Annotated in this window: 25 protein-coding genes; 7 read left to right on the forward strand and 18 right to left on the reverse strand. The window is 72.2% G+C overall.

Annotated elements, in window-relative coordinates; translation table 11 throughout:
- The first annotated feature begins 6 nt into the window (after positions 1–6).
- Complete coding sequence (locus AB0A69_RS15485; RefSeq protein WP_361420864.1) at positions 7–777, forward strand: alpha/beta hydrolase; 771 nt, start codon at positions 7–9, stop codon at positions 775–777.
- A 54-nt stretch (positions 778–831) separates the two neighbouring features.
- Here the strand turns inward: AB0A69_RS15485 and AB0A69_RS15490 are convergent, their stop codons facing one another.
- On the reverse strand, positions 832–1,791 hold the full coding sequence (locus tag AB0A69_RS15490) for a LysR family transcriptional regulator (RefSeq protein WP_361420867.1): 960 nt from the start codon (positions 1,789–1,791) through the stop codon (positions 832–834).
- 62 nt (positions 1,792–1,853) lie between these two features.
- Here AB0A69_RS15490 and AB0A69_RS15495 point away from each other — a divergent pair, with 62 nt between their 5' ends.
- The 3 genes from AB0A69_RS15495 (at position 1,854) to AB0A69_RS15505 (ending at position 4,912) form a co-directional block, all read left to right on the forward strand.
- Entirely contained in the window at positions 1,854–3,143 is a 1,290-nt protein-coding gene (locus AB0A69_RS15495) for an MFS transporter (protein ID WP_361420870.1), read from the forward strand.
- An 87-nt stretch (positions 3,144–3,230) separates the two neighbouring features.
- Positions 3,231–3,878: a L,D-transpeptidase family protein gene (locus AB0A69_RS15500; RefSeq protein ID WP_361421643.1), complete on the forward strand. Its 648-nt coding sequence runs from the start codon at positions 3,231–3,233 to the stop codon at positions 3,876–3,878.
- A gap of 68 nt (positions 3,879–3,946) precedes the next feature.
- Positions 3,947–4,912 carry a sigma-70 family RNA polymerase sigma factor gene (locus AB0A69_RS15505; RefSeq protein ID WP_361420873.1) on the forward strand — a complete coding sequence of 322 codons (966 nt, stop codon included), beginning with the start codon at positions 3,947–3,949 and terminating at the stop codon, positions 4,910–4,912.
- Here AB0A69_RS15505 and AB0A69_RS15510 read toward each other — a convergent pair.
- Positions 4,845–5,192, reverse strand: coding sequence for an STAS domain-containing protein (locus AB0A69_RS15510; RefSeq protein ID WP_361420876.1), 348 nt, complete (start codon positions 5,190–5,192; stop codon positions 4,845–4,847). The two genes, AB0A69_RS15505 and AB0A69_RS15510, sit on opposite strands and share 68 nt — an antisense overlap.
- 57 nt (positions 5,193–5,249) lie before the next feature.
- Between AB0A69_RS15510 and AB0A69_RS15515 the strand changes: the two genes are divergently transcribed.
- Positions 5,250–5,909, forward strand: coding sequence for an HAD family hydrolase (locus AB0A69_RS15515; RefSeq protein ID WP_361420879.1), 660 nt, complete (start codon positions 5,250–5,252; stop codon positions 5,907–5,909).
- 81 nt (positions 5,910–5,990) lie between these two features.
- Here the strand turns inward: AB0A69_RS15515 and AB0A69_RS15520 are convergent, their stop codons facing one another.
- From AB0A69_RS15520 to AB0A69_RS15585, 14 genes are all read right to left on the reverse strand, one after another.
- Positions 5,991–6,287 carry a hypothetical protein gene (locus AB0A69_RS15520; protein WP_361421694.1) on the reverse strand — a complete coding sequence of 99 codons (297 nt, stop codon included), beginning with the start codon at positions 6,285–6,287 and terminating at the stop codon, positions 5,991–5,993.
- Positions 6,230–6,559 carry a hypothetical protein gene (locus AB0A69_RS15525; RefSeq protein ID WP_361420882.1) on the reverse strand — a complete coding sequence of 110 codons (330 nt, stop codon included), beginning with the start codon at positions 6,557–6,559 and terminating at the stop codon, positions 6,230–6,232. The genes AB0A69_RS15520 and AB0A69_RS15525 overlap by 58 nt, the downstream gene beginning before the upstream one ends.
- 155 nt (positions 6,560–6,714) lie before the next feature.
- Positions 6,715–7,206, reverse strand: a complete 492-nt coding sequence (locus AB0A69_RS15530) for a Uma2 family endonuclease (RefSeq protein ID WP_361420885.1) — start codon at positions 7,204–7,206, stop codon at positions 6,715–6,717.
- 159 nt (positions 7,207–7,365) lie between these two features.
- Positions 7,366–8,643, reverse strand: coding sequence for a thymidine phosphorylase (locus AB0A69_RS15535; protein ID WP_361420888.1), 1,278 nt, complete (start codon positions 8,641–8,643; stop codon positions 7,366–7,368).
- An 80-nt stretch (positions 8,644–8,723) separates the two neighbouring features.
- A complete protein-coding gene (locus AB0A69_RS15540) occupies positions 8,724–9,116 on the reverse strand; it encodes a cytidine deaminase (RefSeq protein WP_361420891.1) in 393 nt (130 codons plus the stop codon).
- Entirely contained in the window at positions 9,113–10,384 is a 1,272-nt protein-coding gene (locus tag AB0A69_RS15545; RefSeq protein ID WP_361420894.1) for an ABC transporter permease, read from the reverse strand. Before AB0A69_RS15545 ends, AB0A69_RS15540 begins: the two co-directional genes overlap by 4 nt.
- The gene (locus AB0A69_RS15550; RefSeq protein ID WP_361420897.1) at positions 10,381–11,490 is read right to left on the reverse strand and encodes an ABC transporter permease; all 1,110 of its coding nucleotides are present in this window, start codon (positions 11,488–11,490) and stop codon (positions 10,381–10,383) included. The genes AB0A69_RS15545 and AB0A69_RS15550 overlap by 4 nt, the downstream gene beginning before the upstream one ends.
- Positions 11,487–13,079 carry an ABC transporter ATP-binding protein gene (locus tag AB0A69_RS15555; protein ID WP_361421646.1) on the reverse strand — a complete coding sequence of 531 codons (1,593 nt, stop codon included), beginning with the start codon at positions 13,077–13,079 and terminating at the stop codon, positions 11,487–11,489. The genes AB0A69_RS15550 and AB0A69_RS15555 overlap by 4 nt, the downstream gene beginning before the upstream one ends.
- 193 nt (positions 13,080–13,272) lie before the next feature.
- Positions 13,273–14,316, reverse strand: a complete 1,044-nt coding sequence (locus AB0A69_RS15560) for a BMP family ABC transporter substrate-binding protein (protein WP_361420899.1) — start codon at positions 14,314–14,316, stop codon at positions 13,273–13,275.
- Positions 14,317–14,588: 272 nt separating this feature from the next.
- Positions 14,589–15,815, reverse strand: a complete 1,227-nt coding sequence (locus AB0A69_RS15565) for an amidohydrolase (protein ID WP_361421649.1) — start codon at positions 15,813–15,815, stop codon at positions 14,589–14,591.
- Between the two features lie 171 nt (positions 15,816–15,986).
- Positions 15,987–17,033 carry a hypothetical protein gene (locus AB0A69_RS15570; RefSeq protein ID WP_361420902.1) on the reverse strand — a complete coding sequence of 349 codons (1,047 nt, stop codon included), beginning with the start codon at positions 17,031–17,033 and terminating at the stop codon, positions 15,987–15,989.
- Entirely contained in the window at positions 17,030–17,917 is an 888-nt protein-coding gene (locus AB0A69_RS15575; RefSeq protein WP_361420905.1) for an N-acetylneuraminate synthase family protein, read from the reverse strand. The genes AB0A69_RS15570 and AB0A69_RS15575 overlap by 4 nt, the downstream gene beginning before the upstream one ends.
- A 13-nt stretch (positions 17,918–17,930) precedes the next feature.
- Positions 17,931–19,124 (reverse strand): acylneuraminate cytidylyltransferase, encoded by a 1,194-nt coding sequence (locus tag AB0A69_RS15580; RefSeq protein ID WP_361420908.1) that lies wholly within the window; start codon positions 19,122–19,124, stop codon positions 17,931–17,933.
- Complete coding sequence (locus AB0A69_RS15585) at positions 19,121–20,410, reverse strand: DUF6716 putative glycosyltransferase (protein WP_361420911.1); 1,290 nt, start codon at positions 20,408–20,410, stop codon at positions 19,121–19,123. The genes AB0A69_RS15580 and AB0A69_RS15585 overlap by 4 nt, the downstream gene beginning before the upstream one ends.
- A gap of 176 nt (positions 20,411–20,586) precedes the next feature.
- On the opposite strand from AB0A69_RS15585, the gene AB0A69_RS15590 reads away from it, so the two are divergent.
- Positions 20,587–21,570: a glycosyltransferase family 2 protein gene (locus AB0A69_RS15590; protein ID WP_361420914.1), complete on the forward strand. Its 984-nt coding sequence runs from the start codon at positions 20,587–20,589 to the stop codon at positions 21,568–21,570.
- A complete protein-coding gene (locus AB0A69_RS15595) occupies positions 21,567–22,892 on the forward strand; it encodes a polysialyltransferase family glycosyltransferase (protein ID WP_361420917.1) in 1,326 nt (441 codons plus the stop codon). Before AB0A69_RS15590 ends, AB0A69_RS15595 begins: the two co-directional genes overlap by 4 nt.
- 37 nt (positions 22,893–22,929) lie before the next feature.
- Here the strand turns inward: AB0A69_RS15595 and AB0A69_RS15600 are convergent, their stop codons facing one another.
- Complete coding sequence (locus tag AB0A69_RS15600) at positions 22,930–23,628, reverse strand: DUF2637 domain-containing protein (protein WP_361420920.1); 699 nt, start codon at positions 23,626–23,628, stop codon at positions 22,930–22,932.
- Positions 23,629–24,291: 663 nt separating this feature from the next.
- Positions 24,292–25,872 carry a methylmalonyl-CoA mutase family protein gene (locus tag AB0A69_RS15605; RefSeq protein WP_361420923.1) on the reverse strand — a complete coding sequence of 527 codons (1,581 nt, stop codon included), beginning with the start codon at positions 25,870–25,872 and terminating at the stop codon, positions 24,292–24,294.
- Positions 25,873–25,989 lie beyond the last annotated feature (117 nt).

The raw sequence follows: 25,989 nt of genomic DNA on the forward strand, positions 1-25,989 counted from the left end.
TCTGCCATGGCGAACCACGCACTCGTAGGAACGAGCGGCGCGCGTGCTCCTCGGTTGGGCCGGCCCGTCGGGGCCGGGGTACCGGCGGTGGGGGGTGTGGTGCTGCTCCTGCCGGACGGTGCGCCCGCGTCAGGGCGCGGGCCCTCGGCACTGGCGCGCGCGGCGTGTCTGCCGCTGGCGCGGCGGCTGGCGCGCGAGGGCCGGGCGGAGGGGCTGGTGGCGCATGTGGTGCGCTACCGGGGCCGCGGGTGGAACGGCGCCGACGCGCTGTTCGCGGCGGATGCCGCGTGGGCGGCCTCGGAGGTGGTGCGGCGGTACGGCGACGTGCCGGTCTGTCTGGTCGGCCACGGCATGGGCGGCCGGGCGGCGCTGCGCGCGGCGGGGCACACGGCCGTCAACTCCGTGCTGGCGCTGGCGCCGTGGCTGCCGGAGCAGGACGTGGCGGCCAGCCCCGAACCGGTGAAGCAGCTCGCGGGGCGGCACGTGATGATCGTGCACGGCACGAACGACGCGCGTACGGACCCCGAGTCGTCCTACCGCCTCGCCGACCGCGCGAAGAAGGTCAACCGCGACACGTGCCGCTTCGAGGTCCACTCGGACGGCCACGCCCTGCGCGAGCACCGCGGTGAGGTCCTCGCCCTGGCGGCCGACTTCGTCCTGGGCGCGCTGTTCTCGCGCCCGTACGCGCGCCCGGTCGCCGACGCGCTGGCGGCCCCGCCGCCGCTGGGGCTGCGGATGCCGCTGGCGTCGGGGTTCGGGCACGCGCTGAGGCGGTAGGCCCTTCGGGGTGCCGCTCCGCCGGGCTGCGGGTCGCCGGCCGCGCGCGCCCGCTCACGCCGATTCGTCGATCAAGCGGCCCCGCCGGGAGAGCAGGAAGCGCTTGAAGGCCGCCACCGGCGGGGTGTCCGGGTGGCCGTCGAGCCAGGCGACGCCGATCTCGCGGGCCGCGCGCGGGGCCGTCACCGTCAGTTCGACGACACCGGGGCGCGGGACCGCCGGGGGCGGCAGGAGGGCGACGCCGAGCCCGGCCGCGACCAGGCCGCGCAGGGTCTCGGCCTCCTCGCCCTCGAAGGCGACGCGCGGCGAGAAGCCCGCTTCGGCGCAGAGCGCGTCGGTGATGCGGCGCAGGCCGTAGCCGGGCTCCAGGGTGACGAAGGTTTCGTCGGCGGCCTCGGCGAGCCGGACGCGCTTGCGGCCGGCGAGGCGGTGGTCGTCGGGGACGACGAGCCGCAGCCGCTGCTCGTCGAGGCGCCGGGTGACCAGGTCCGGGGCGTCGGGGACGGGGGAGGTCAGGCACAGGTCCAGCTCCCCGGAGCGCAGGCGCTCGATCATGGCCTCGCCGTAGTTCTGGACGAGGGTGAACCGCACCTTGGGGTGGTCCACGCGGAAGGCACGGATCAGCTCGGGTACGGTCTCCGAACCCATGGTGTGCAGGAATCCGAAGGCGACCCGCCCGGCGGCGGGGTCCGCGTCGGCGCGTACGGTGTCGGCGGCCCGCTCCACCTCGGCCAGCGCGCGCTCGGCGGAGGCGAGGAAGGTGCGCCCGGCGGGGGTCAGCGAGACGGTGCGGCCCTTGCGCGCGAACAGCGTCACGCCCAGGTCCTCTTCGAGGCGGACCACGGCCCGCGACAACGTCGACTGCGGGACGCCGAGTTCGTGCGCGGCGCGCGTCACGTGCTCGTGGCGGGCGACCGCCGCGAAGTACGCGAGGCGCGGCGCGAGCAGCAGCCCCATGTCTTCTTCGTTACTGTTCGGTGACAGCCACTCCCGTGAGCTGTGTTGATGCGCCATGGGAACGATTAAAGCCGTTCCATGCATTGGACGCATGAAACGGGTGTGCCTACCGTCGTCGTATGCCTTCCGCCAGTACCAAGGCGGCCGCCACCGACGCGGTCGCCGACACTCGCCTTGCCCCCGGCCGCCCCGGTTACCGCCGGATGAGCTTCGCGCTCTTCGCCGCCGGAGTCGCCGCCTTCGCCCTCCTCTACTCGACCCAGGCCCTGCTCCCCGCCGTCTCCGCCGACTTCGGCGTGAGCGCCTCGGCGGCCAGCTGGACCGTCTCCGCCGCGACCGGCGCGCTCGCGCTGTGCGTGCTGCCGCTGAGCGCCCTGTCGGAGCGCTTCGGGCGCCGGACCCTGATGACCGCCTCCCTCGCGGTCGCGGTCGCCGTCGGCCTCCTCGTACCGTTCGCGCCGAGCCTGTCCTGGCTGGTGGCGCTGCGCGCCGTCCAGGGCGCCGCGCTCGCGGGGCTGCCCGCGTCGGCGATGGCGTACCTGGCGGAGGAGGTGCGGCCCAAGGCGCTGGTCGCCGCGATCGGCCTGTTCGTGGCGGGCAACTCCATCGGCGGCATGAGCGGCCGGATCGTCACCGGCTGGGCGGCCCAGCTGTGGGGCTGGCGCGCCGCGCTGGCCGCGGTCGGCGTGATGGCGCTGGTGTGCGCGGTGGTGTTCCGGCTGATGCTGCCGAAGGCGCGCCACTTCGCGCCGGGGTCGCTGCGCCCGCGTGCGCTGGCGAAGGCCGTGCGCGTCCACCTGGCGGACCCGCTGCTGATGCGCCTGTACGCGATCGGCGCCCTGTTCATGACGGTCTTCGGCGCCGTCTACACGGTGATCGGCTACCGGCTGGTCGAGGCGCCGTTCTCGCTCCCGCAGGGCGTGATCGGCTCGATCTTCCTGATCTACCTGGTGGGTACGGTGTCGTCGGCCGCGGCCGGCAAGCTGGTGGGACGGCTCGGGCGGCGCGGCGCGCTGTACCTGGCGGTGACCACGACCGCGGCGGGCCTGCTGCTCTCCCTGTCGGACGCGCTGGCCGCCGTCCTGGCCGGCCTGGTCCTCATCACGGCGGGCTTCTTCGCGGGCCACGCGGTCGCCTCGTCCTCCGTGAGCCGTACGGCGAAGACGGGCCGCGCGCAGGCGTCGGCGCTCTACCAGTCGGCGTACTACCTGGGCAGCAGCGCGGGCGGCACGCTCGGCGCGGTCGCCTTCCACGCGGGCGGCTGGGCGGGCACGGTCCTGCTGGGGCTCGTCGCCGTCCTCGGCGTCGTGTCCGTCACCCTGTACGGCACGCACAGCGCGCGCGTACAGGAGCGTGAATCGCGGCGTACGTACAACCGCACGGCTTCCCGGAGCGTCCTAAGGGCATAACAACCGCACCGAACCGGATGGGGGTTGGTGTACGTGGGTGGGAAGCGCATACGCAGAGGGGTGGGGGTCACCCTCGGACTCGCCGGGCTGGTCCTGCCGTTGACGGTCGCACTGGCCGCTCCCGCGCAGGCGGCGGCGTCCTGTACGACGCAGACGGGGCCGTACCAGAAGCAGGTGGAGAAGTTCCTCGGGCGGCCGGTGGACGGCAAGCAGTCGCCGGCCGACTGCAAGGCCATCCAGTCGTTCCAGAAGGCGCACGGGATAACGCCGTCGGTGGGGTACGCCGGGCCCCTGACGTGGCAGACCATGAACACGATGCTGGCGCAGCGGGCGGCCGGCAAGACGCCCAACAAGGCGGGCGCGTGCCCGACGAACAAGGGCCGGATCGCGTGCGTGGACCTCACGCGGCAGCTGAGCTGGATCCAGGACGGCGCGAAGCTGACGTACGGTCCGGTGCCGGTGCGCACGGGGCGGGACGGCGCGGAGACCCGGACCGGCGCCAAGCGGGTCTACCACCGCAACATCAAGCACTGGTCGACGATCTACAAGGTGTGGATGCCGTACGCGCAGTTCTTCGACGGCGGGCAGGCCTTCCACTCGGTCGAGAAGTCCATGTACAACCCGCCGGGTTCGGGCGGCTGCGTCAACCTGCGGCCGGCGGACGCGAAGGCGTACTGGAACCTGCTGCGCAACGGGGACGACGTGTACGTCTACGGGCGGAAGCCGGGAACCTGACCCCGGGTGTCAGTGGCCTCCTGTAGCTTCCGTGAGAGAGGCAGGGAAGCGCGACAGGGGTGGACGTCATGGGCGATGCGGCCGTGCAGGACCGGCTGGAGGAGTACCGGACCGAGCTGACCGGGTACTGCTACCGCATGCTGGGGTCGGCCTTCGAGGCCGAGGACGCGGTGCAGGACACGATGGTCCGGGCGTGGCGCTCCATCGACTCGTTCGAGGGGCGCTCGTCCCTGCGGTCGTGGCTGTACCGCATCGCGACGAACGTGTGCCTGGACGCGCTGAACGCCGGGAACCGCCGGGCCCGACCGATGGACCTGACGGCCCCGACGCCGGTGGCGCAGGCGCAGCTCAACGCCCGTCCGGAGCTCACCTGGCTGGAGCCGGTGCCGGACGGGCGGGTGCTGCCGTCGGTGGCGGACCCGGCGGAGACGGCCGTGTCGCGCGAGACCGTGCGGCTGGCGTTCGTGGCCGCGCTGCAGCACCTGCCGCCCAAGCAGCGGGCGGTGCTGATCCTGCGCGAGGTGCTGGCGTGGAAGGCGAGCGAGGTGGCGGAACTCCTCGGTACGTCGGTCGCCTCGGTCAACAGCGCGCTGCAGCGGGCGCGGGCGACGCTGGCGGAGTCGCCCCCGGCCGACACGGACCCGGCCGACCCGCTCGACGAGGAGCAGAAGCAGCTCCTCGAGCGCTACGTCGCGGCCTTCGAGGGGTACGACATGGAGGCCCTGACCGCCCTCCTCCACGAGGACGCGACGCTCTCCATGCCGCCCTACGACCTGTGGCTGCGGGGCCACGACGACATCGTGGGCTGGATGCTCGGCGTCGGCGAGGTCTGCCGCGGCTCGCGTCTGGTGCCGATCGTGGCGAACGGCACGCCGGCGTTCGCGCACTACCACCCGGACCCGGAGGGCGGTTTCAGCCCGTGGGCGCTCATGGTCATCGAGATCGTGGACGGGAAGGTCTCGGGCATCACGTCGTTCCTGGACGTGAAGCGCTGGTTCCCGTTGTTCGACCTCCCGGACCGCCTGGAGGCGTGAGGAGCGCCTCCAGCCCGACGAGCCGGAGCAGCGCCCGCAGCCCGGGCGCCGCTCCCCGGACGGTCAGGGGGTGGCCGAGCCGCTGCGCGGTGAGCCGCAGCCGCGCGAGTGCCTCGACGGCGTCAAGGCCGGGCCGGATGACCCCGACGACGTCGCAGTCGACGGGCACCCCGGCCCCCGCGCCGTCGAGCAGCTCGGCGAGCTCGGCGCAGAGCCGGGGCACGTCGTCGGGGCCGAGGGGGCCGGTGACGCGGAAGACGAGGGGCTCGGTGGTGTCCACATGGGGGGAGACCCGTTCCGCGCCGGGAACTCATCGGTGCCCCGTACGCTGCGGCGCATGACTCATGATCACGTACACCCCGTCGAACTGGTGATCTTCGACTGCGACGGGGTCCTGGTGGACAGCGAGCGGATCTGCGTGCGCGTCGACGCGGAGATCTTCGCCGATCTCGGGGTCTCGTTCACGGAGGAGGAGATCGTCGAGTACTTCGTGGGCTCGTCGTCGGAGACGTACCGGGCGATCGTGGAGGAGCGCCTGGGCAGGTCGCTGGAGCGGGGCTGGTTCGACACGTACAAGCACCTCTACCAGGAGGCGCTGGACGCGGAGCTGACGGTGGTCGACGGGATAACGGACGTGCTGGACGCCCTGTCGGTGCCGTACTGCCTGGCCTCCAACGGCGGCCACGCGTCCATCCGCCGCAACCTCACCACCACGGGCCTGCTCCCCCGCTTCGAGGGCCGCGTCTTCAGCGCGGCCGACGTCCCGCGCGGCAAGCCCGCCCCGGACCTCTTCCTCCACGCGGCGGCCACGATGGGCGTCCCGCCGTCCCGCTGCGCGGTCGTCGAGGACAGCCCGTACGGCGTCGCCGCCGCCCGCGCGGCGGGCATGCGCGCCTTCGGCTACTGCGGCGGCCTGACGCGGGCGGACCGGCTGGCGGGCGACGGGGTGGTGGTCTTCGACGACATGCGGGAGCTGGTGGGGTTGCTGGGGCGCTAGGCGGTGGGAAACGCACTCATGTCGATGGTGAGGTCGGAGAGGACGGGGAGGCGGTGGTGGCCGCCCTCCCTCCAGTTTCCGTCAGGCGTCGCGCTGGACCCTCATGGCAGCGAGTTCACGGGCGACGGTTTCGAGCCCGAGGGCGTTGGCCCCCTTGACGAGGACGACGTCGCCCGGCTGGAGATGGGTGTCGATCTGGTGTGCGAGGTCGTTGGCGGGATCGACGCCCGTGGCGTCGAGACCACTGTCGCGGATAGTGACGATCACCTGCTGTGTGTGGGGGCCGCCAATGCCAATGGTGTGGTGGACGCGGTGACTGATCACAGCGCGCGCAACCTTGTCATGCCACAGAGCAGCCTCGCCGCCCAGCTCGGCCATCTCGCCGAGGACGGCGATGCGGCGCCGGGTGGGACCGCTACGGCACGTGCGCGGGCTTGGTGAACGCGGTGTCCAACACGTGCACGATCAGCTCCTCGTAGGGCAATGTCAGCCGCCTTGGCCATGGTGGCAAGGTTGCCCAGCTCGGACAGTCCCGGCACGGTGTTGATCTCCAGCACCGGTGTCCGGCCGCCGGGCGCGATGAGGAAGTCGACACGGGAGACGCCGTGTGCGCCGACGAGCCGGTGCACCCGCAGCGCGACCTGGCTCATCCGCGTCACGACGTGTACGAGTGGGAGTCGCTCGCGCAGGTACCCCTCGGCTAACGCCTCGCGCTCGCCTTCCCCGACGCCGACGCCAGCGGCCGTCGGCTTCCGGGTGGAGTTCCGGCTGGACGAGGAGTGGCTGGCGAAGGGCGCCGGGGCGGTCAACTGACGGGGAACTCTCCCGTGTCGATGGTGAGGTCGAAGGGGGCGGGAAGGTGGATCGGGGCGCCGTACTCCACGATGCCGAGCACGCGGTACATCCCACTGTGGGGCTCTCCGTAGAGCGTGGCTGCAGGGCGGCCGGAGTGCCAGCTGTCCAGCAGGAGGTACAGCGGCACTCCCGCCGCCGCATAGCCGTGCAGCTTCTCGACCCGGTCGTGGTTTGCGTCGAACCTTGATGTGATCTCGATGGCCAACTCGGCAGCTGAGGCGGGGATGTAGGTTCCCGGTTGTTTCAAGGCCGGCTCAGGTGCCACGAGCAGGTCCGGCGTGTACATCCCGCAACGGGCCGGAACGGCGACAGCAAGGGTCTGGTAGATGCCCCGGTCTTCGGGGATGACGCGGTACAAGCCCCGGCACAGGGAGTCGGCGATGGACTGGTGGCTGCTGGCTCGCCTTCTCGACACAGTGATGACGCCCGCAACGATCTCCACCCTGCAGTCCTTGGGCGCCTCACCTGCTCCCAGAGGCTGACCAGGTCCTCCCACTCGGCATCCGGCTCACCCGGGGCCCGACGTTCGCTCATGGAGGGGATCCCAGCATGCCGAACGGGACCGACGGAGGTCCATCGGTCCCGTTCGGCCGTACGAGTGTCAGGCGATGCGCTCCAGCACCACCGGGCTCGGCTCGTACGCCGTGCCCTCGGCCGCGATGTCGTACGTGCCGGCCAGGGACTGCAGGGCGTAGTCGAACTTCTCCGGGGTGTCCGTGTGGAGGGTCAGCAGGGGCCGGCCCGCCGTGACGGTGTCGCCCGGCTTGGCGTGCAGCTCGATGCCCGCGCCCGCCTGGACCGGGTCCTCCTTGCGGGCGCGGCCCGCGCCGAGGCGCCAGGCGGCGACGCCGACGCCGTACGCGTCGAGGCGGGTGAGGACGCCCGAGGCGGGGGCCGTGACGACGTGCTGTTCGCGGGCGACCGGGAGCGGGGCGTCCGGGTCGCCGCCCTGGGCGGCGATCATGCGGCGCCAGACGTCCATCGCGGAGCCGTCCGCGAGGGCCTTCGCCGGGTCGGCGTCCTTGAGGCCGGCCGCGTCGAGCATCTCGCGGGCGAGCGCGAGGGTGAGCTCGACGACGTCGGCGGGGCCGCCGCCCGCGAGGACCTCCACGGACTCGCGGACCTCCAGGGCGTTGCCCGCCGTCAGGCCGAGCGGCGTCGCCATGTCGGTGAGGAGGGCGACCGTCTTCACACCGTGGTCGGTACCCAGGCCCACCATGGTGGAGGCCAGCTCGCGGGCGTCGTCGATGTTCTTCATGAAGGCGCCGGAGCCGACCTTGACGTCCAGGACCAGCGAGCCGGTGCCCTCGGCGATCTTCTTGGACATGATCGAGGAGGCGATCAGCGGAATCGCCTCGACCGTGCCCGTCACGTCGCGCAGCGCGTACAGCTTCTTGTCGGCGGGGGCGAGCCCGTCGCCGGCCGCGCAGATGACCGCGCCCGTGGTGTCGAGGACGTGGAGCATCTCCTCGTTGGAGAGCAGCGCCCACCAGCCGGGGATGGACTCCAGCTTGTCGAGCGTGCCGCCGGTGTGGCCGAGGCCCCGGCCGGAGAGCTGCGGCACGGCCGCGCCGCACGCGGCGACCAGCGGGGCGAGCGGCAGCGTGATCTTGTCGCCGACGCCGCCCGTGGAGTGCTTGTCGGCGGTCGGGCGGGAGAGGGACGAGAAGTCCATGCGCTCGCCGCTGGCGATCATCGCGGCGGTCCAGCGGGCGATCTCCGTACGGTTCATGCCGTTGAGCAGGATCGCCATCGCCAGCGCCGACATCTGCTCGTCCGCGACGACGCCGCGCGTGTACGCGTCGATGACCCAGTCGATCTGCTCGGGGCTCAGCTCGCCCCCGTCCCGCTTGGTGCGGATGACGGAAATCGCGTCCATGGGGTGGGTGTTTCCTTCCAGTGGCTTCTGCGGGGTGTCGTGTCGATCAGGCCGGCCCGGCATGACCGGCGAGACACCCCCTAGGCGAGGTGCTGGGGGCCGAAGGCCTGGGGGAGCATCTCGGCGAGGGTGAGGACCCCGGCGGGGGTGTCCAGCAGCAGCTCGTCGCCGCCGAACTCGTACAGCAGCTGACGGCACCGGCCGCACGGCACCAGCACCTGGCCGCGGCCGTCCACGCACACGAAGTGCGTGAGCCGGCCGCCGCCCGTGGCCTGGAGCTGCGAGACCAGGCCGCACTCGGCGCACAGGCCGATGCCGTACGAGGCGTTCTCCACGTTGCAGCCGGTGACCGTGCGGCCGTCGTCCGCGAGGGCGGCCGCGCCGACCGCGTATCCCGAGTAGGGGGCGTACGCGTGTGCCATGGCCTCCCTCGCGGCGTCGCGCAGGGACTCCCAGAGGCCGTCGGGCGTCACTTGCCCTGGCCCCTCTTGTACGGCATGCCGTCCGCCTTCGGCATGCGCAGCCGCTGTGCGGACAGGGCCAGCACCAGCAGGGTGGTGACGTAGGGCGCGGCGTCCACGAACTGGCTGGGCAGCTTGTCGGTGCCCGCGTACCAGACGAACAGCAGCGCGGCGACGACGGCCGAGATGGCGGCGGAGACGTACTTCTTCTTGTACAGCTGCCAGATGACCAGCGCGACGAGCAGGATCGCCAGCAGCAGGAGCATCGCGTGGACGTTCTCGGCGCCGCCGCGCAGCTTGAGGCTGTCGGTGAAGCCGAAGAGGCCGGCGCCGAGCGCGAGGCCGCCGGGCATCCAGTTGCCGAAGATCATCGCGGCGAGGCCGATGTAGCCGCGGCCGCCGGTCTGGCCCTCCTGGTAGATGCCGGTGGAGACGATGGCGAGGAAGGCGCCGCCGAGGCCCGCGAGGGCGCCGGAGACGATCACTGCGATGTACTTGTACTTGTAGACGTTGACGCCGAGGGACTCGGCGGCCACCGGGTTCTCACCGCAGGAGCGCAGCCGCAGGCCGAAGCCGGTGCGCCACAGGATCCACCAGCTGGCGGGGACGAGCAGCAGCGCGACGACGGTGAGCAGCGACAGGTTGGTGACCAGACCGCCGAGCAGGCCCGCGAGGTCGGAGACGAAGAACCAGTGCTTGGCCTGGAGGTCGGCCAGCCCGTCCGACAGCCCGGGGATGGTGATGTCGGTGACGCGGTCGATGCGCGGGGACTGCTTGGAGGAGCCGCCCGGGGTCTCGGCGAAGGTGAAGTTCGACAGGTAGCGGGTGGCGCCGGTGGCCAGGATGGTGATGGCCACGCCGGAGACGATGTGGTTGACGTTGAAGGTGACCGTCATGACCGCGTGCAGGACGCCGCCGAGCGCGCCGCCCAGGATGCCGAGGGCGACACCGGTCCACGGGCCCCACTGGTAGCCGGCCCAGGCGCCGAACCAGGTACCCATGATCATCATGCCTTCGAGGCCGATGTTGACCACGCCGGCCCGCTCGGACCACAGGCCGCCGAGGCCGGCCAGACCGATGGGGACGGCCAGCTGGAGGGCGCCGGAGATCTGGCCCACGGACGTGAGGTCGTCGGCGCCGCTGATGACGCGGACCAGCGAGAACAGCGCGAGGCCGCCCGCGATGATCAGCAGGATGACGGGAAGGGACAGCTTGCGGCGTCCGCCGCCCTTCTTGGGCGCCGCGGCAACGGCCGTGACAGTGCTCGTGGACTCGCTCATGCTGCCACGTCCTCCTTCTTCAGTCGGGCCTGGGCGGCGAGCTCCTCGCCCACCTTCTGCTGCTGTCGGCGCAGGCCGTACTGCCGGACCAGCTCGTACGCGACGACGACCGAGATCACGATCAGGCCCTGCATGATCATGGCGATCTCCTTCTCGAAGCCGTACTGGTCGAGGGAGGCCGACGCCTTGTCGAGGAAGGCGATGAGCAGTGCGGCGAAGAAGATGCCGACGGGGCTGTTGCGGCCCAGCAGCGCGATCGTGATGCCCGTGAAGCCGACACCGACCGGGAAGCTCAGGCTGTACGTGTGGGTCTGGCCGAGCAGCATCGGCATGCCGGCCAGGCCGGCGACCGCGCCGGAGATCAGCATGGCGGTGAGGACCATCCGCTTGGCGTCGACACCGCTCGCCTGGGCGGCGGAACCGCTCGCGCCGGTGGCGCGCAGGTCGAAGCCGAAGCGGGTGCGGCTGAGGACGAACCAGTAGACGACACCCAGCGCGAAGGCGACGAAGGTGAAGCCGTAGATGGTGCCGCCGTCCACGTCGAGGCCGGGCATCCAGCCGGACTCGGCGATCTCACCGGTGGTGAGGTCGTTGGAGCCGGGCGGCTGCACGCCGAGGTTGGCGGGCAGGATCAGCCAGGCGATCAGGCTGGTGGCGATGGCGTTCAGCATGATCGTGGAGACGACCTCGCTGACGCCGCGCGTGGTCTTCAGCACGCCCGCGATGCCGGCCCACAGCGCGCCGACGAGCATGGCGACGACCACGATCATCAGCACGTGCAGCGGCCCGGGCAGCTCCACGGCCGCACCGACGACGGCGGCGAGCATCACCGCGAGGCGGTACTGGCCGTCGACACCGATGTTGAACAGGTTCATCCGGAAGCCGATGGCGACCGCCAGCGCGGCGAGGTAGTACGTGCCGGTCTGGTTGAGGATCAGGACCTGGATGTCGGTGAACTCCAGGCTCTGGAACATGATCCGGTACGGCTCGATCGGGTCACGGTCCGAGACCAGCAGCACCACGGAGGTGAGCAGGAAGGCCACGACCAGCGCGAGCGCCGGGCCGGCCAGGCCCAGGATCAGCCGGTCCTTCTGGAACTTCTTCATCGGCCCTCACCGTTCGGGGTCTCGTCGTGGTGCTCCAGGTGGCCGGTCGCGGCGCCGGTCATGGCCGAGCCCAGCTCCTCCGGGGTGATCGTGGCGGGGTCGGCGTCCGCGACCAGCCGGCCGCGGTACATCACCCGCAGGGTGTCGGAGAGCCCGATGAGCTCGTCCAGGTCGGCGGAGATCAGCAGCACCGCCAGGCCCTCGCGGCGCGCCGCGCGGATCTGGTCCCAGATCTGCGCCTGGGCGCCGACGTCCACACCGCGGGTGGGGTGGGCGGCGATGAGGAACTTGGGGTTGTGGCTCATCTCGCGGCCGACGATCAGCTTCTGCTGGTTGCCGCCGGAGAGGGAGGCCGCGGTGACCTCGATGCCGGGGGTGCGGACGTCGTACTCGCGCACGATCCGCTCGGTGTCCTTGCGGGCGGCCTTGAGGTCGAGGATGCCGCGCTTGCTGTTGGGCTCCTCGGTGACGTGGCCGAGGATGCGGTTCTCCCACAGCGGGGACTCCAGCAGCAGGCCGTGGCGGTGGCGGTCCTCGGGGATGTACCCGATGCCGTCCTCGCGGCGCTTGCGGGTCGGCGCGTGGGAGATGTCGGTGCCGTCGAGCGTGATGACGCCGCCGTCGGGGTCGCGCAGGCCGATCAGGGCCTCGATGAGCTCGGTCTGGCCGTTGCCCTCGACGCCGGCGATGCCCATGACCTCGCCCTTGTGGATGGTGAAGTCGATGCCCGCCAGGACCTCGCGGACGATGCCGTCCGGGTCGGTCTCCGCCAGCCGCAGGTCCTGCACGCGCAGCATCGGCACGTCCGTGACCGTCGACTCGCGGGTCTCCGGCGACGGCAGCTCGGCGCCGACCATCAGCTCGGCGAGCTGCTTGGTGGTGGCGGTGCGCGGGTCGGCCGTGCCCACCGTCGTACCGCGCCGGATGACGGTGATGTCGTCGGCGACGGAGAGTACCTCGCCCAGCTTGTGCGAGATGAAGATGACGGTGAGGCCCTCCGCCTTGAGCTCCCGCAGGTTGGCGAAGAGCGCGTCGACCTCCTGCGGGACGAGCACGGCGGTCGGCTCGTCGAGGATGAGGGTGCGGGCGCCGCGGTAGAGGACCTTCAGGATCTCCACGCGCTGGCGGTCGGCGACGCCCAGCTGCTCGACGAGCACGTCCGGGCGGATGTTCAGCCCGTACGCCTCCGAGATCTCCATGATCTTCTTACGGGCCTTGCCCCCGATGCCGTACAGCTTCTCGCTGCCGAGGACGACGTTCTCCAGCACCGTGAGGTTGTCGGCCAGCATGAAGTGCTGGTGGACCATGCCGATGCCGATGGCGATGGCGTCGGCGGGGCTGGAGAAGGAGACCCGCTTGCCGTCGATGGTGATGGTGCCCTCGTCCGGCTTCTGCATGCCGTAGAGGATCTTCATCAGGGTCGACTTGCCGGCCCCGTTCTCACCGATCAGGGCGTGGACGGTGCCCTTGCGGATGGTGATGTCGATGTCGTGGTTGGCCACGACGCCGGGGAAGCGCTTGGTGATGCCGCGCAGCTCTACGGCGGCGGCCGACGCAGCCGGCGGCGATGACGGACTGGACGCGTTGATGACGCACTCTCCTTGGCGGGAAAGGAGCGGAGGGCAGGGGGGATGGCCTTCGAAGCTATCGCGACACGCGGGGCTCTACGCGCGTAGCGATCCCGAATGGAAAAAACCGGGGGCGGGACATGGCCCGGGTCCGGAGAGGCGGCTCGCGCCGCACTCTCCGGACCCGCGGAACCAGGCTGTTCCGGCCGCGCCGTTACGGGGCGGTCTTGACCGTGATCTTCTTGGCGATGATGTCGGCCTTGGCCTTGTCCACCGCGGCGACCACGTCGGTCATCTTGGTGTAGGCCGGGTTCGACGTGGACAGGCCGACGCCGTCCTTGTCCAGGCCGTAGCGGATCTCACCGGACTGCGGCTTGCCGTCCTTGACCGACTTGATCAGGTTGAAGACGGAGTCGGAGACGTCCTTGGTCACCGAGGTGAGGATGTACTCCTTGTAGGCGGCGAGGCCCTTCTGGTTGTACTGGTCGGAGTCGACGCCGATGGCCCACTTCTTGGCCTTGGCGGCGGCCTCGATGGAGCCCGAACCGGCGAGACCCGCGGCGGCGTACACCACGTCGGCGCCCGCGTCGATCTGGCCCTGCGCGGCGGCCTTGCCGAGGTCCGGCTTCGAGAAGCCACCGAAGTCCGGCGGCTGCGTCAGGTACTGGACCTTGACGTTGACGTCCTTGTTGGTGTCCTTGACGCCCTGGACGAAGCCCGCCTCGAACTTCTTGATCAGCGGGGTCTCGACACCGCCGATGAAGCCGACCGTCTTGGACTTGGTCACCTTGGCGGCGGCGACGCCGGCCAGGTAGGAGCCCTGCTCCTCGTTGAAGACCAGGTTGGCGATGTTCTTGCCGGTCTTGGACGTGTCGTCGATGAGGCCGAAGGTGGTCTTCGGGAACTTCGGCGCGACCTCGGCGATGGCCGGCGCGTAGGCGAAGCCGACGCCGATGACCGGGTTGTTGCCGGCGCGGGCCAGCTCGGTGAGGCGCTGGACCTTGTCCGGGTCACCCTCGCCCTCGCTGGGCTCCGCCTCGGTGCCCTTGATGCCGAGGTCCTTCTCGGCCCGCTCCAGGCCGGCGAAGGCTGCGTCGTTGAAGGACTGGTCACCGCGGCCGCCGACGTCGTACGCGATGGCCGCCTTCGGGTCGCCGCCGGAAGCGGTGTCCGACGACTTTCCGCCACACGCGGTGGCGCTGAGCGCGAGTGCCGCGGAGGCAACACTGACTGTTGCGATCCTGGTGATCCGGCGCAAGGGGGGCTCCTTCGACCTGACCGAAGCGCCACTTCCGGCGCTGGTTTCGCGGCGATCGTAACGCGCGTAGATGTCAGGTAAAGGCCTGTTCGGTAGCCGTTACCAGATCGACGCGAACAGCCCACGTCGTTGGCGTAGCGGCGGGCGGTACGGCGCCTTTCGGCCGCGCGGCGCGGCGTAGTGACGCGACGACACCCCGTATCGAAGCGGCCGCCCCTCCGGGGGTGTTCAGCCGCGCCCGGAGGGGCCCGCCCGCGCCCCGAAGGGCTGCCCTAGGCCAAGCGCTCGGCGTCGAGCAGCGCCGCCGCCGTGAAGAGTTCGACGCCCACCTTGATGGCGGACTCGTCCACGTCGAAGTCGCCGCGGTGGAGGTCGTGCTTGGCGGGGTCGCCGGGGCGGCGGACGCCCAGGCGGGCCATGGCGCCCGGGACGTGTTCGAGGTACCAGGAGAAGTCCTCGCCGCCGAGGCTCTGCTCGGTGTCCTCGATGGTGTACGCGCCGTAGCGCCGGGTCATCGCGTCCTGCAGCAGGCCCGCCACGGTCGCGTCGTTGACGACCGGCGGGACGCCGCGCACGTACTCGATCTGGCACTTCGCGCCGTGCAGCGTCGCCACCTCGTCGATCGCGGCGTACACCTGGTCCGGGGCGTCGCGCCAGGCCGCCAGGTCCAGGCAGCGCACGGTGCCGCCGAGCTCGGCGTGTTGCGGGATGACGTTCGGCGCGTGGCCGCACTCGATGCGGCCCCACGTGAGGGCCAGCCCGGCACGGGCGTCGATGCGGCGGGCGAGGACGGCGGGCGCGTCGGTCGCCACGCGGGCGGCCGCGGTGACGAGGTCCGTCGTCAGGTGGGGGCGCGCGGTGTGGCCGCCGGGACCCCCGAGGGTCACCTCCAGACGGTCGCACGCCGAGGTGATGGCCCCGGTGCGCAGTCCGATGCGCCCGGCGTCGACGCGCGGGTCGCAGTGCACGGCGATGATCCGGCCCACGCCGTCCAGCGCGCCGGCGTCGATCGCCTCGACCGCGCCGCCGGGCAGCACCTCCTCGGCGGGCTGGAAGATCAGCCGCACGGGCTGGGGCAGCAGCCCCTGCCGGTCGAGGTCCGCCAGGACGAGCCCGGCGCCCAGGACCACCGTCGTGTGGACGTCGTGGCCGCAGGCGTGCGCACGGTCCGGCACGGTGGAGCGGTACGGCACGTCCGTCTTGGTGTCGGGGATGGGCAGCGCGTCGATGTCCGCGCGGATGGCGAGCATGGGACGTGCGCCGTCCCCTCTGCCGATGTCACACGTCAGCCCCGTACCGCCGGGCAGCACCCGCGGGCGCAGCCCGGCCGCCTCCAGGCGGGTCTTGAGCGCGGCCGTCGTACGGAATTCCTGGAAACCGAGCTCGGGGTGCATGTGCACATCCCGGCGGAAGGCGATCAGCTCGGCGCGCAGCGCGTCGGGCAGCGCTCCGAGCAGAGGTGTTTCGCCGGGAACGTCGGTTTCGAGGTCGCGGGACATCAACTTGTTCACCCATGACAGGGTAGGCGCGTTCCCCCCTCAACTAACGTGTGATCTACAAAACTTCAGCCCGTTAGGGGAAAGAAACCTGGTTGGGCGGGCTTGAGCGGCGAGCGAAGTGGGTAAGCTCACGCGTTTTCGACCTTGTTTCGATCGCCGCTCGATCGCCGCTCACGCGACCGTGAGGCCCGGTCCGTGTGCCGTGCGTGCCGACTCCGTCACCGCCGCAAGGAACCCGCGCGCCCGCGGCGACGCGCCCGCCCGCAGCCACTCCGGCGCCACCTCGCACACCGCGATCCGGACCCCGGTGCCGGCCAGCGCCAGCGGGAGGGTGTGGACGACCGTGGAGGGGAAGCTCAGCACGGTACGGCCGATCGGGCCGCGCCGGGCGATCAGCTCCAGCGGGAGCTCCGGGCGCACGATCTCCAGGCCGGTCCCGGCGGCGATGCGGTGCAGCTTCTCGACGCTCTCGCGGCGGTGCGCGAAGTACCGGGTCGCGCCGTGCGCCGCGGCGAGGGAGGCGACGGCCGCCACGTACGGCTCCGGCTCCACCACGCCCGTCTCGACGAGCGAGGTGCCGACCAGGTCCGCGCCCCCGCTCACCCGCGGCGGCCCGAAGCGCTCGCGGGTCCAGGCGAAGCGGTTCGGCGTGACGGTGGCGCCCGGCGGCGCCTCGACCGGCAGGGCGGTGAAGACCTCCACGGCCCGCCGCCGCCCGGGGGCGAGCCTGCGGCGGGCGAGGGCGGTCACCGGCGCCAGGGCCAGCTCGCGCGGGGTGAGGCCGTGGCCGCGCCGGTGCCAGCGGACGAGCCGTTCGCCGCGCGCCAGCCGCTCCGCGAACTCCATCGTCGCCGTGCCGTCGTCCACGACGGTGACGGCGCGCGGCCCGAAGAGCGTCAGCAGCAGCTGCACGTACCGCGAGAACGGGTCGCCGACGAGCACGCGCTCCGCGCCGCGCAGCAGCGGTGCCAGCTCCCGCAGGGTGCGCGGCAGGGCGCCGCGCCCGAGGCGGGCCTCCTGCCAGCGGACGGTGACGCCCTCGTCCCGGGCGAGGCCGGCCATGCGGCGCAGCTGGCCGCGTGACATGGGGTCGGTGGGCGGCAGGACGACGATGGTGAGGCGCGGCCGCCCGGTGTGGTGGGCCCACTCCAGGACGTTGAGCAGCTGGACCGGGCTCTCCACGAAAGCCAGGCAGGGGGCCGGGTGTTCGGCGGTCATACCGTGGCCGGGACGCGGCGGAGCTTCTTCATGGGGGCGAGCTCGGACTCGTAGACCTTCTTGATCCCGTCGCCGAGGGCGGCCTCGATGGTGCGGATGTCGCGGACGAGGCGGGTGAGGCCGCCGGGCTCGACGGAGGCGGCCTGGTCGGAGCCCCACATGGCGCGGTCCAGGGTGATGTGGCGCTCGACGAAGCAGGCGCCGAGGGCGACGGCGGCGAGGGTGGTCTGGAGGCCGGTCTCGTGGCCGCTGTAGCCGATGGGGATGTTGGGGTAGTCGCGCATGAGGGACCGGATCACGCGCAGGTTCAGCTCCTCGGCCTTCGCGGGGTACGTGGAGGTGGCGTGGCACAGCAGGATGGTGTCGCTGCCGAGGACCTCCACGGCGTGGCGTATCTGGCGCGGGGTGGACATGCCGGTGGAGAGGATGACGGTCCGGCCGGTGGCGCGCAGGGCGCGCAGCAGCTCGTCGTCGGTGAGGGACGCGGAGGCGACCTTGTGGGCGGGCGGGTCGAACTTCTCCAGGAACGCGACGGCCTCGGTGTCCCACGGGGAGGCGAACCAGTCGATGTCGCGCGCGCGGCAGTGCTCGTCGATGGCGCGGTACTCGTCCTCGCCGAACTCGACGCGGTGGCGGTAGTCGATGTACGTCATGCGGCCCCAGGGCGTGTCGCGCTCGACGTCCCACTGGTCGCGGGGGGTGCAGATCTCGGGGGTGCGCTTCTGGAACTTCACGGCGTCGCAGCCCGCGTCGGCGGCGGCGTCGATGAGGGCGAGCGCCTTGTCGAGGTCGCCGTTGTGGTTGATGCCGATCTCGCCGGTGACGTAGACGGGCTGGTCGGGGCCGACGGTCGTGCGTCCGATGGTGCGCAGGCGGGAGGTCACGTTCGTGGTTCCTTTACGTGGCGGGGAGGGCGTGCAGGGTGGGGCCGAGGAGCCAGGCGGCGATCTCGCGGACCGCGCCGGCGCCGCCGGGGGTCTCGGTGACGGCACGGGCGGCGGCCCGCACGGCGTCGTGGGCGCTCGCGACGGCGACGGGCCAGCCGACGAGCCCGAAGCAGGGCAGGTCGTTGACGTCGTTGCCGGCGTAGAGCACCCGTCGGGGGTCGAGGGCGTGGTCGTCGCACCACTGCTTCAGCGCGAGGTCCTTGCGGTCGACGCCGTGCAGGACGGGGACGCCGAGCTTGCGGGCGCGGGCGGCGACGACGGGGTTGCGCTCGGTGGACAGGATCAGCAGCCGGATGCCCGAGCGGCGCAGGGCGGCGACGCCGAGCCCGTCGCCCCGGTGGACGGCGACGAGCTCGCGGCCGTCGGAGTCGATGAGCACCCGGTCGTCGGTCTGGGTGCCGTCGAAGTCGAGGACCACGGCGTCGACGTCGTCGGCGGTCGGCCTGACCGGTTCGTCGAGGAGCGGGGCGAGGGCGCGGGCGCGGGCGAGGTCGTGCGGGTCGTCGACCTCCAGTACGCGTGCGGGGTCGGTGACGACGAGCGCGGTCCGCCCGAAGAACCGGTGCCGGTGCGCGCGGAACCCGCGCGCGTCCATGCCGTACGCGGCGCCCGTCTCCAGGTACTCGGGCTCGCGGTCCTGGCGCCGGGGGCGGTGGGCCTTGTCGTGGTTGACGCCGTGGGCGGTGCCCTCGGCCGCCTTCCACAGGAAGCCGTGCGTCGGGGCGACGGTCAGGGCGGTGTCGGCGCCGCGCTCCTGGATCTCGGCGGCCACGCCGTCGACGTCGTACGCCGTGAGGAAGGGGCTCGTGCACTGGACCAGGAGCACCACGTCGACGCGGCGGCCGTGCAGCTCCTCGAAGGCGTCCAGCGCGTGGAGGACCGCCGCCTCGCTGGTGGCGGTGTCGCCGGAGAGGGCGGCCGGGCGCTCGACGGCCCGGGCGCCGGCCGCGCGGGCCGCGGCGGCGATGGCGGGGTCGTCGGTGGAGACGACGACGTCGGTCACCCGGGGGGCGGCGAGGCAGGCGCGTACCGCGCGGGCGACCAGCGGGACGCCGCCCACCGGGGCGAGGTTCTTGCCGGGGACGCCCCGGGAGCCGCCCCGGGCGGGGATGACGGCCAGCACCGTGGCCGGACGCGCGGTCACAGCTCCCCCAGGCGGCGGATCACCGGGGCCACCCGCTGCACCCCGTGGCGGTACAGCCCGCGCGCCGCGTCCCGCAGCACGCGCCGGACGGCGGACGCCGCCGGTGCCGCCGCCTCGGCGTCGAGGCGGTGGCGGCCGAGGACGCCGGGCAGGTAGCCGGGGGCGGTCCGTTGCGTGTAGTACGGCGCGAGGGGCGGCGGCACCGGCCGGTCCAGCAGCTCCCGCACGCGGGCGCGGGCGGCGTCGAAGGCCGTGGCGTACGAGCCGTCCGGGGCGACTCCCTGCGCGGCGAGCCAGGACGGGTCGGGCGTGGGGCGGTGGCCGGCGTCGAGGGCGTCCCAGGAGGTGAGCAGGCCGGAGCCGAGGAAGTGGTGGTTGCCGAGCGCCTCGCGCACGCCCAGGTCGGTCAGGACGGCCGTCGGGACACGCCGGTGCAGGGCCTCCAGCGCGGCCGTGGACGAGACCGTGACCAACAGGTCGGTACGGTCGAGCACCTCGCCCATGTGGCCGTGGACCAGGCGGAGGTTGGGCGGCAGCGGGCCGCGCGCCAGCTTCTGGTACGGGTGCTCCTCCAGGTGCGTGGTGTGCTCGCCCGGCTTGGAGCGCAGCTTCAGCAGCACCTCGCGGTCCGGGTGCAGCCGGGCGTGCTCGGCCAGCCGGCGCAGCAGGTACGCGCGCTCCTCGCGGGTCGCGGGCACGGACGGCTGCGCGGCGAAGACCACCGTGTCGCGGCCGGGCTCCGGCGCGTACGGCGCCCCGCCGAGGAACGGCAGCGCGGCCTCCACCACCGCCGACGCGTCCGCGCCGACGCCTTCGTACACCGCGCGGAAGCGCTCGGCGTCGTGGCGCGAGTTGGCGAGGACGACGTCGGCGCCGTGCCGCAGCAGCAGCCCGTCGGCGAGCTTCTCGTACACGACGCCGACGTAGCCGGTGACGACGACCGGGCGGCGGGGCAGCACCATCCCGGCCAGGCCGTGCAGCAGCGCCTGGACCGTGCCGCCGACGAGCGCGAGGACGACGACGTCGTACGCCTCCTCCCGTATCGCGCGCAGGAATTCGGCGCCGGTCACCTCGCGGGGTACGCCGATGCCGGCGCCGACCTCGGCGAGCTGACGGGCGGTCGGGGTGGCCCGGCCGCGCAGCACGTAGCCGCTGATCTCGGGAGCCGGTCCGGGCGGGGTGAGGCGGCGCGCGGTGAGGGCGCCCCACTTCCAGCGGGTGTCGGAATCCGCGAGGACCGCGATCCGCACCGCTGCGCTGCTGCTGCCGGTACGTGTGGAAGGCACGCCGAGGACGTTAGGAAGGCATTCCGCTTCGCGGCCCAACAGGGCCGCAACAAAGGGTGAACAGCACTGGGCGGCATTCGGCCGGCGATCCGGTTAAGGAGCGCGCCGCTCAGCGTTCACCGCGCATCCCTTCACCCGTCAGGGCGAATGCCGGGGCCGCGCCTAGCGTCGGGCGGGTGGTCAAGCTCTCCGTCGTCGTGCCGTTCTACAACGTGCAGACATACGCCCCGGAAACCCTGGAAAGTCTGCGGGCCAACGCCCGCGACGACTTCGAATTCCTGCTCGTCGACGACTGTTCGACGGACGCGACGCACGACATCCTGCGGCGGGCCGCCCGCACGCTCCCGGGGGCGGTGCTGCTGCGGCACGAGCGCAACGCCGGACTCGCCACCGCCCGCAACACCGGCATCGACGCGGCGCGCGGCGAGTACCTCGCCTTCCTCGACGGCGACGACTGGCTGGCGCCCGGCCAGCTGGCCCGACTCCTGGCCGCGATCGAGGAGTTGGGGTGCGACTTCGTCCGTACGGACCACGTGCAGTGCAAGGGGAAGGCGCGGACGGTGCACCGCGTACCGGTGGGGCGGCGCGGGGAGGTGCTGCGGCCGCGCGACGCGATCCTGCCGGCCGAGCGGTCCACGTCGGTGGACTATCCGTACGCGTGGGCCGGCATGTACCACCGGCGGCTCGTCGACCGGGGGCTGCTGCATTTCACCGACGGCCTGCGCACCGCCGAGGACCGGCCGTGGATTTGGCGGCTGCACCGGGAGGCGGATTCCTTCGCGGCGGTGAGCACACTCGGTGTTTTCTACCGGCGGGGAGTTTCCTCCTCCCTCACCCAGATCGGCGACGCGCGGCAGCTGGATTTCCTCCGGGCTTTCGACCTCGTCATCGAGGAAACGGCCGCTGATCCGGATTCCGCTCGGCTCCTGCCGAAAGCGGTGCGCACGTACTGCGCGATCATCGCGCACCATGTGGGTTCGATCGACCGCTTCGAACGGCCGGTCGCGCGCGCCCTGCGCGGCCGGAGCGCGGCGGCGCTGCGCCGCCTGCCGCAGGACGTGCTGAGGGACGCCCTCGACACGATGGACGACGAGCGGGCGTCGTTGCTGCGCAGGCTCCGCCGGCGCCCGGCCGGCCTCCGGGCGGGGGTGGCGGCGTGACCACGCGCATCTTCCTCGCGTCGACGCTGTACGGGGCCGTGACGCTCGCCGCCGGGCTCGACAGCGGCTGCTTCGCGGGGGCGCCGGCGGACCGGCGGCTGCTGCTGGTCGCCAACAACGCGGCCGCGCCCGAGACGGCCGTCCCGCTCGACCGGATGCCCGGCTTCGAGCGGCTGCGCCCCCGCTTCGACGCCGTCCTGTCGTGGAACGAGGCCATCGCGCCCTTCCACCCGGGCGGCTGGTCGCCGCGCCCCGACGACGTACCGCTGTGGGAGCGGTACCTGCGGCTGCTGTGGGGGCTCGGGGAGGGCGAGCGGGTGGAGCTGGTCGTCGAGTCCCTCCAGGTCGCGCCCGCGCTCACGCTCGCGCAGCTGTTCCCGGACGCCCCTGTCGACGTGTACGCGGACGGGCTGATGAGCTACGGCCCGACCCGTGTGAAGCTGGACCCCCTGGTCGGCGAGCGGGTGCGGCGGCTGCTGCACCTGGAGCTGGTGGAGGGCCTGCGGCCGCTGCTGCTGGCGGAGTTCGGGGCCGTGCCCGAGGCCATACCGGCGGAGGCGTTCCGCAAGGTGGTCGACGAGCTGACGGCGGAGGAGCTCGCGGGCGGGGGGCTTCCGGAGGGCGGGGCGTTGCTGCTCGGGCAGTACCTGTCGGCGCTCGGGATCCTCTCCCCCGCCGAGGAGGAGGCCCTGCACCTGCGGATGGTGCGCGGCGCGGTGGCGCGCGGGCACCGCAGGCTCGTCTTCAAGCCGCACCCCGTGGCGCCCGCCTCCTGGCTGCAGGCCCTGGAGCGGGAGGCGGCGGCGCTGGGCGCCCAACTGACCGTCTGCGACCGGCCCGTCCTCGCGGAGGTGCTCTTCCGGCTGCGGCCCGCGCTGGTGGTGGCCTGCTTCTCGACCGCGCTGTTCACGGCGGACCGCTTCTACGGCATCCCGGTCGCCCGCCTGGGCACGGAGCCGCTGCTGGACCGGCTCACCCCGTACCAGAACAGCAACCGGGTGCCCGTGACGCTGGCGGACGCGCTGCTGCCGGACCTGGAGACCGGCGAGACCCACGACGTGGACGACCTCACCGGCCTCGTCCACGCCGTGGGCTTCGCGATGCGCCCCCAGGTCCGCCCGGACCTCCGCCCGGCGGCGGAGCGGTACCTCGCCGCCCACCTGGACACCCGGACCCGCCGCTACTTCAAGCGCCGCCGCCTGACCGTCCTCGGCCTCCCCGGCGGCGTACCGGGCGGCCTGCGCGTGCCGCGCAACGCACTGACCCGGCGCCTGGCCCGACGGGCGCGGCGGCTCCGGCGCGCGCTCGTCAGGACGCCCTGACGACCGGCTCCTGGATCTCCGTCACCCACGCGGTCTGTCACCCGCCGGCGGCGCTGCGGTGCCGGGGCGCCCGTTGGCGGGGTGGCCGCGTCAGGGTGATCTGGCGGACCAGCTGCTGGAAGCAGGCGAGCGCGGCGACCGACGGCAGGGCGGCCGTCGCGATGTCCGGCACGGTTCTGGGGGCCTGGGCGACGCACAGCAGTATGGCGATGGTCGAGAAGAGCAGGACCACGCACCAGGAGTGGGCCGCGCGGCGCCGGTGGAGGGCGGTGCGCAGGATGCACAGGGAGGCGACCATCCAGGGCCCGTAGACCAGCAGCGGCCACCAGCCCACCGCCCCGTGCGCCGCGTGGGGTTCGGCGATGTGACGCAGGGGGTCGTAGGCGACCATTCCGCTGTAGACGCTGACCATCGCCACGATGACGGCCGCGAGCGCGGCGGTGAGGATGCTGGCGGTCCGCACCAGGGTGACCGTGCGCCGCTTCGCGGGGACGCGGCGGTGGCTCGCCTGGGGAGGCCGCACCGGTGGCAACTCGGCGGTGATCTGCTCCAGGCGCTCCATGGGCCGGTCGGCGGCGCCGGGGACGGGAGCGGGCCCGGAAACCGGGGGGGAAGCCGGGCCCGGGGCCGGGCCGGGAAACGGGGTGGGGCCCGGAGCGGTCCGGGGGTCCGGTGCCGCGGACTCCTGGAGGAGGCAGGCGAGTTCCTCCGCCGGGTCCCATGCCAGGTCCGCCATGTCGAGCGTGCCGAGCGGCGCAAGGGGCCGACGTGCGTCCCGACCGTAATGCTCATACATGACGGCCCTGGCCCGTCCGTTCCCGAGCGGGGACCGTGAACTCGTCACGGCCCTGCGCCAGACGGTCGAACTCCGCCTGGATTCCGCTCATCGTCCGCAGGAATTCCTCCAGTACCGCCGAGGAATACCGCAGGTCGATACATCGGCTCCCGTCGTGCAAAGTGGCGCTTTCCCGACCGGTGGAGGGGGTGAAGTGAGGCGTGTACGTCCACTTGCCCGCACGAGTGGGTCGAACGGTTCCGCGCCCGGAGAACGGGGCGGACACATGCGCTGTTGTCATATTCGCCCTAACGCCATGGATCTTGATCCAGGTGCGCGGCGGCTGGGTGACACCCCTAGGGCATATGGGTGTTTCTGCGGTGCTTTTATCGCCCCTGTGGCGGGTCTCGGACAGACCGGTGACCCAAGGCGGTCTCACTCGTGCACGCCTCGGAACGGAAAGCGCGGAAAGGGAATCCGGAAGGAAAACAATTTCATTCACACGACCGGATCACACGACCGGATCACACGACCGGATCACATGACCGGCTCACATGACCGGCTCACTCGGCCGGGCCGGGCCGCCTGCTATTCCCTTTCCGCGCGGCAGCGCGTCGGGCGGGCTCAGAAGGCGTCGGACGGGACGTACGTCCCCCACACCTCGCGCAGCGCGTTGCACACCTCGCCCACCGTCGCCCGCGCCTTCAGCGCGTCCTTCATCGGGTAGAGGACGTTGTCCGTGCCCTCGGCCGCCTTCTTCAGCTCGGCGAGCGCCGCGTCGACGGCCGCCTGGTCGCGCTCGGCGCGGAGCTTGGCGAGACGTTCCGCCTGCTGGGCCTCGATGGCCGGGTCGACGCGGAGGGGCTCGTACGGCTCCTCCTCGTCGAGCTGGAAGCGGTTCACGCCGACCACGACCCGCTCGCCGGAGTCGGTCTCCTGGGCGATGCGGTACGCCGAACGCTCGATCTCGTTCTTCTGGAAGCCGTGCTCGATGGCGCTGACCGCGCCGCCGAGGTCCTCGACCTTCCGCATCAGCTCCAGCGTCGCCGCCTCGACCTCGTCGGTCATCTTCTCGATGACGTACGACCCGGCGAAGGGGTCGACGGTGGCGGTCACATCGGTCTCGTACGCCAGGACCTGCTGCGTCCGCAGCGCGAGGCGGGCCGACTTGTCCGTCGGCAGGGCGATCGCCTCGTCGAAGGAGTTGGTGTGCAGCGACTGCGTACCGCCGAGGACCGCCGCCAGGCCCTGCACCGCCACGCGGACCAGGTTCACCTCCGGCTGCTGCGCGGTCAGCTGCACCCCGGCCGTCTGCGTGTGGAAGCGCAGCATCATCGACTTGGGGTTCTTCGCGCCGAACTCCTCGCGCATCACCCGCGCCCAGATCCGGCGGGCGGCGCGGAACTTCGCCACCTCTTCGAGGATGGTCGTCCGCGCGACGAAGAAGAACGACAGGCGCGGCGCGAAGTCGTCCACGTCCATCCCGGCGGCGACGGCGGTACGGACGTACTCGATGCCGTCGGCGAGGGTGAAGGCGATCTCCTGCGCGGGCGAGGCACCCGCCTCCGCCATGTGGTAGCCGGAGATCGAGATCGTGTTCCACTTCGGGATCTCGGCCTTGCAGTACTTGAAGATGTCCGCGATCAGCCGCAGCGACGGCTTCGGCGGGAAGATGTACGTGCCCCGGGCGATGTATTCCTTGAGCACGTCGTTCTGGATCGTGCCCGTCAGCTTGTCCGCCGGAACACCCTGCTCCTCACCGACGAGTTGGTAGAGGAGCAGCAGCAGGGCGGCCGGGGCGTTGATCGTCATCGACGTGGACACCTTGTCCAGCGGGATCCCGCCGAACAGCACCCGCATGTCGTCGATCGAGTCGATCGCCACGCCCACCTTGCCGACCTCGCCGTGCGCGATCGCCGCGTCCGAGTCGTGCCCCATCTGCGTCGGCAGGTCGAACGCCACCGACAGCCCCATGGTGCCGTTGGCGATCAGCTGCTTGTACCGGGCGTTGGACTCGACCGCCGTACCGAAACCCGCGTACTGCCGCATCGTCCACGGCCGGCCCGTGTACATCGTCGGATACACACCGCGCGTGAAGGGGTACGACCCCGGCTCCCCCAGCTTCTCCGCCGGGTCCCAGCCCTCCAGCGCATCCGGCCCGTACACCGGCTCGATGGGCAGTCCCGACTCCGACTCGCGCGCCATGTGCTGTGCCTTCCGATAGACCTACTCGCAGGTAAACCGACCCTCGCGACGGACTGTAGCGGCGGGCGTGCGGCCGGTGGAGAGCCCCACGCTGGGACCTTGCTCACAGCATGCGCC

The sequence above is a fragment of the Streptomyces sp. NPDC045431 genome, assembly GCF_040646655.1.
In the GTDB taxonomy this organism is placed as follows: domain Bacteria; phylum Actinomycetota; class Actinomycetes; order Streptomycetales; family Streptomycetaceae; genus Streptomyces.

Coding starts and splice junctions, on each gene's coding strand:
- AB0A69_RS15485 (WP_361420864.1), top strand. CDS start 7: ATGGCGAACCACGCACTCGTAGGAACGAGCGGCGCGCGTGCTCCTCGG.
- AB0A69_RS15490 (WP_361420867.1), bottom strand. CDS start 1,791: ATGGCGCATCAACACAGCTCACGGGAGTGGCTGTCACCGAACAGTAAC.
- AB0A69_RS15495 (WP_361420870.1), top strand. CDS start 1,854: ATGCCTTCCGCCAGTACCAAGGCGGCCGCCACCGACGCGGTCGCCGAC.
- AB0A69_RS15505 (WP_361420873.1), top strand. CDS start 3,947: ATGGGCGATGCGGCCGTGCAGGACCGGCTGGAGGAGTACCGGACCGAG.
- AB0A69_RS15515 (WP_361420879.1), top strand. CDS start 5,250: ATGACTCATGATCACGTACACCCCGTCGAACTGGTGATCTTCGACTGC.
- AB0A69_RS15520 (WP_361421694.1), bottom strand. CDS start 6,287: ATGGCCGAGCTGGGCGGCGAGGCTGCTCTGTGGCATGACAAGGTTGCG.
- AB0A69_RS15525 (WP_361420882.1), bottom strand. CDS start 6,559: ATGAGCCAGGTCGCGCTGCGGGTGCACCGGCTCGTCGGCGCACACGGC.
- AB0A69_RS15535 (WP_361420888.1), bottom strand. CDS start 8,643: ATGGACGCGATTTCCGTCATCCGCACCAAGCGGGACGGGGGCGAGCTG.
- AB0A69_RS15545 (WP_361420894.1), bottom strand. CDS start 10,384: ATGAGCGAGTCCACGAGCACTGTCACGGCCGTTGCCGCGGCGCCCAAG.
- AB0A69_RS15550 (WP_361420897.1), bottom strand. CDS start 11,490: ATGAAGAAGTTCCAGAAGGACCGGCTGATCCTGGGCCTGGCCGGCCCG.
- AB0A69_RS15565 (WP_361421649.1), bottom strand. CDS start 15,815: ATGTCCCGCGACCTCGAAACCGACGTTCCCGGCGAAACACCTCTGCTC.
- AB0A69_RS15570 (WP_361420902.1), bottom strand. CDS start 17,033: ATGACCGCCGAACACCCGGCCCCCTGCCTGGCTTTCGTGGAGAGCCCG.
- AB0A69_RS15600 (WP_361420920.1), bottom strand. CDS start 23,628: ATGGCGGACCTGGCATGGGACCCGGCGGAGGAACTCGCCTGCCTCCTC.
- AB0A69_RS15605 (WP_361420923.1), bottom strand. CDS start 25,872: ATGGCGCGCGAGTCGGAGTCGGGACTGCCCATCGAGCCGGTGTACGGG.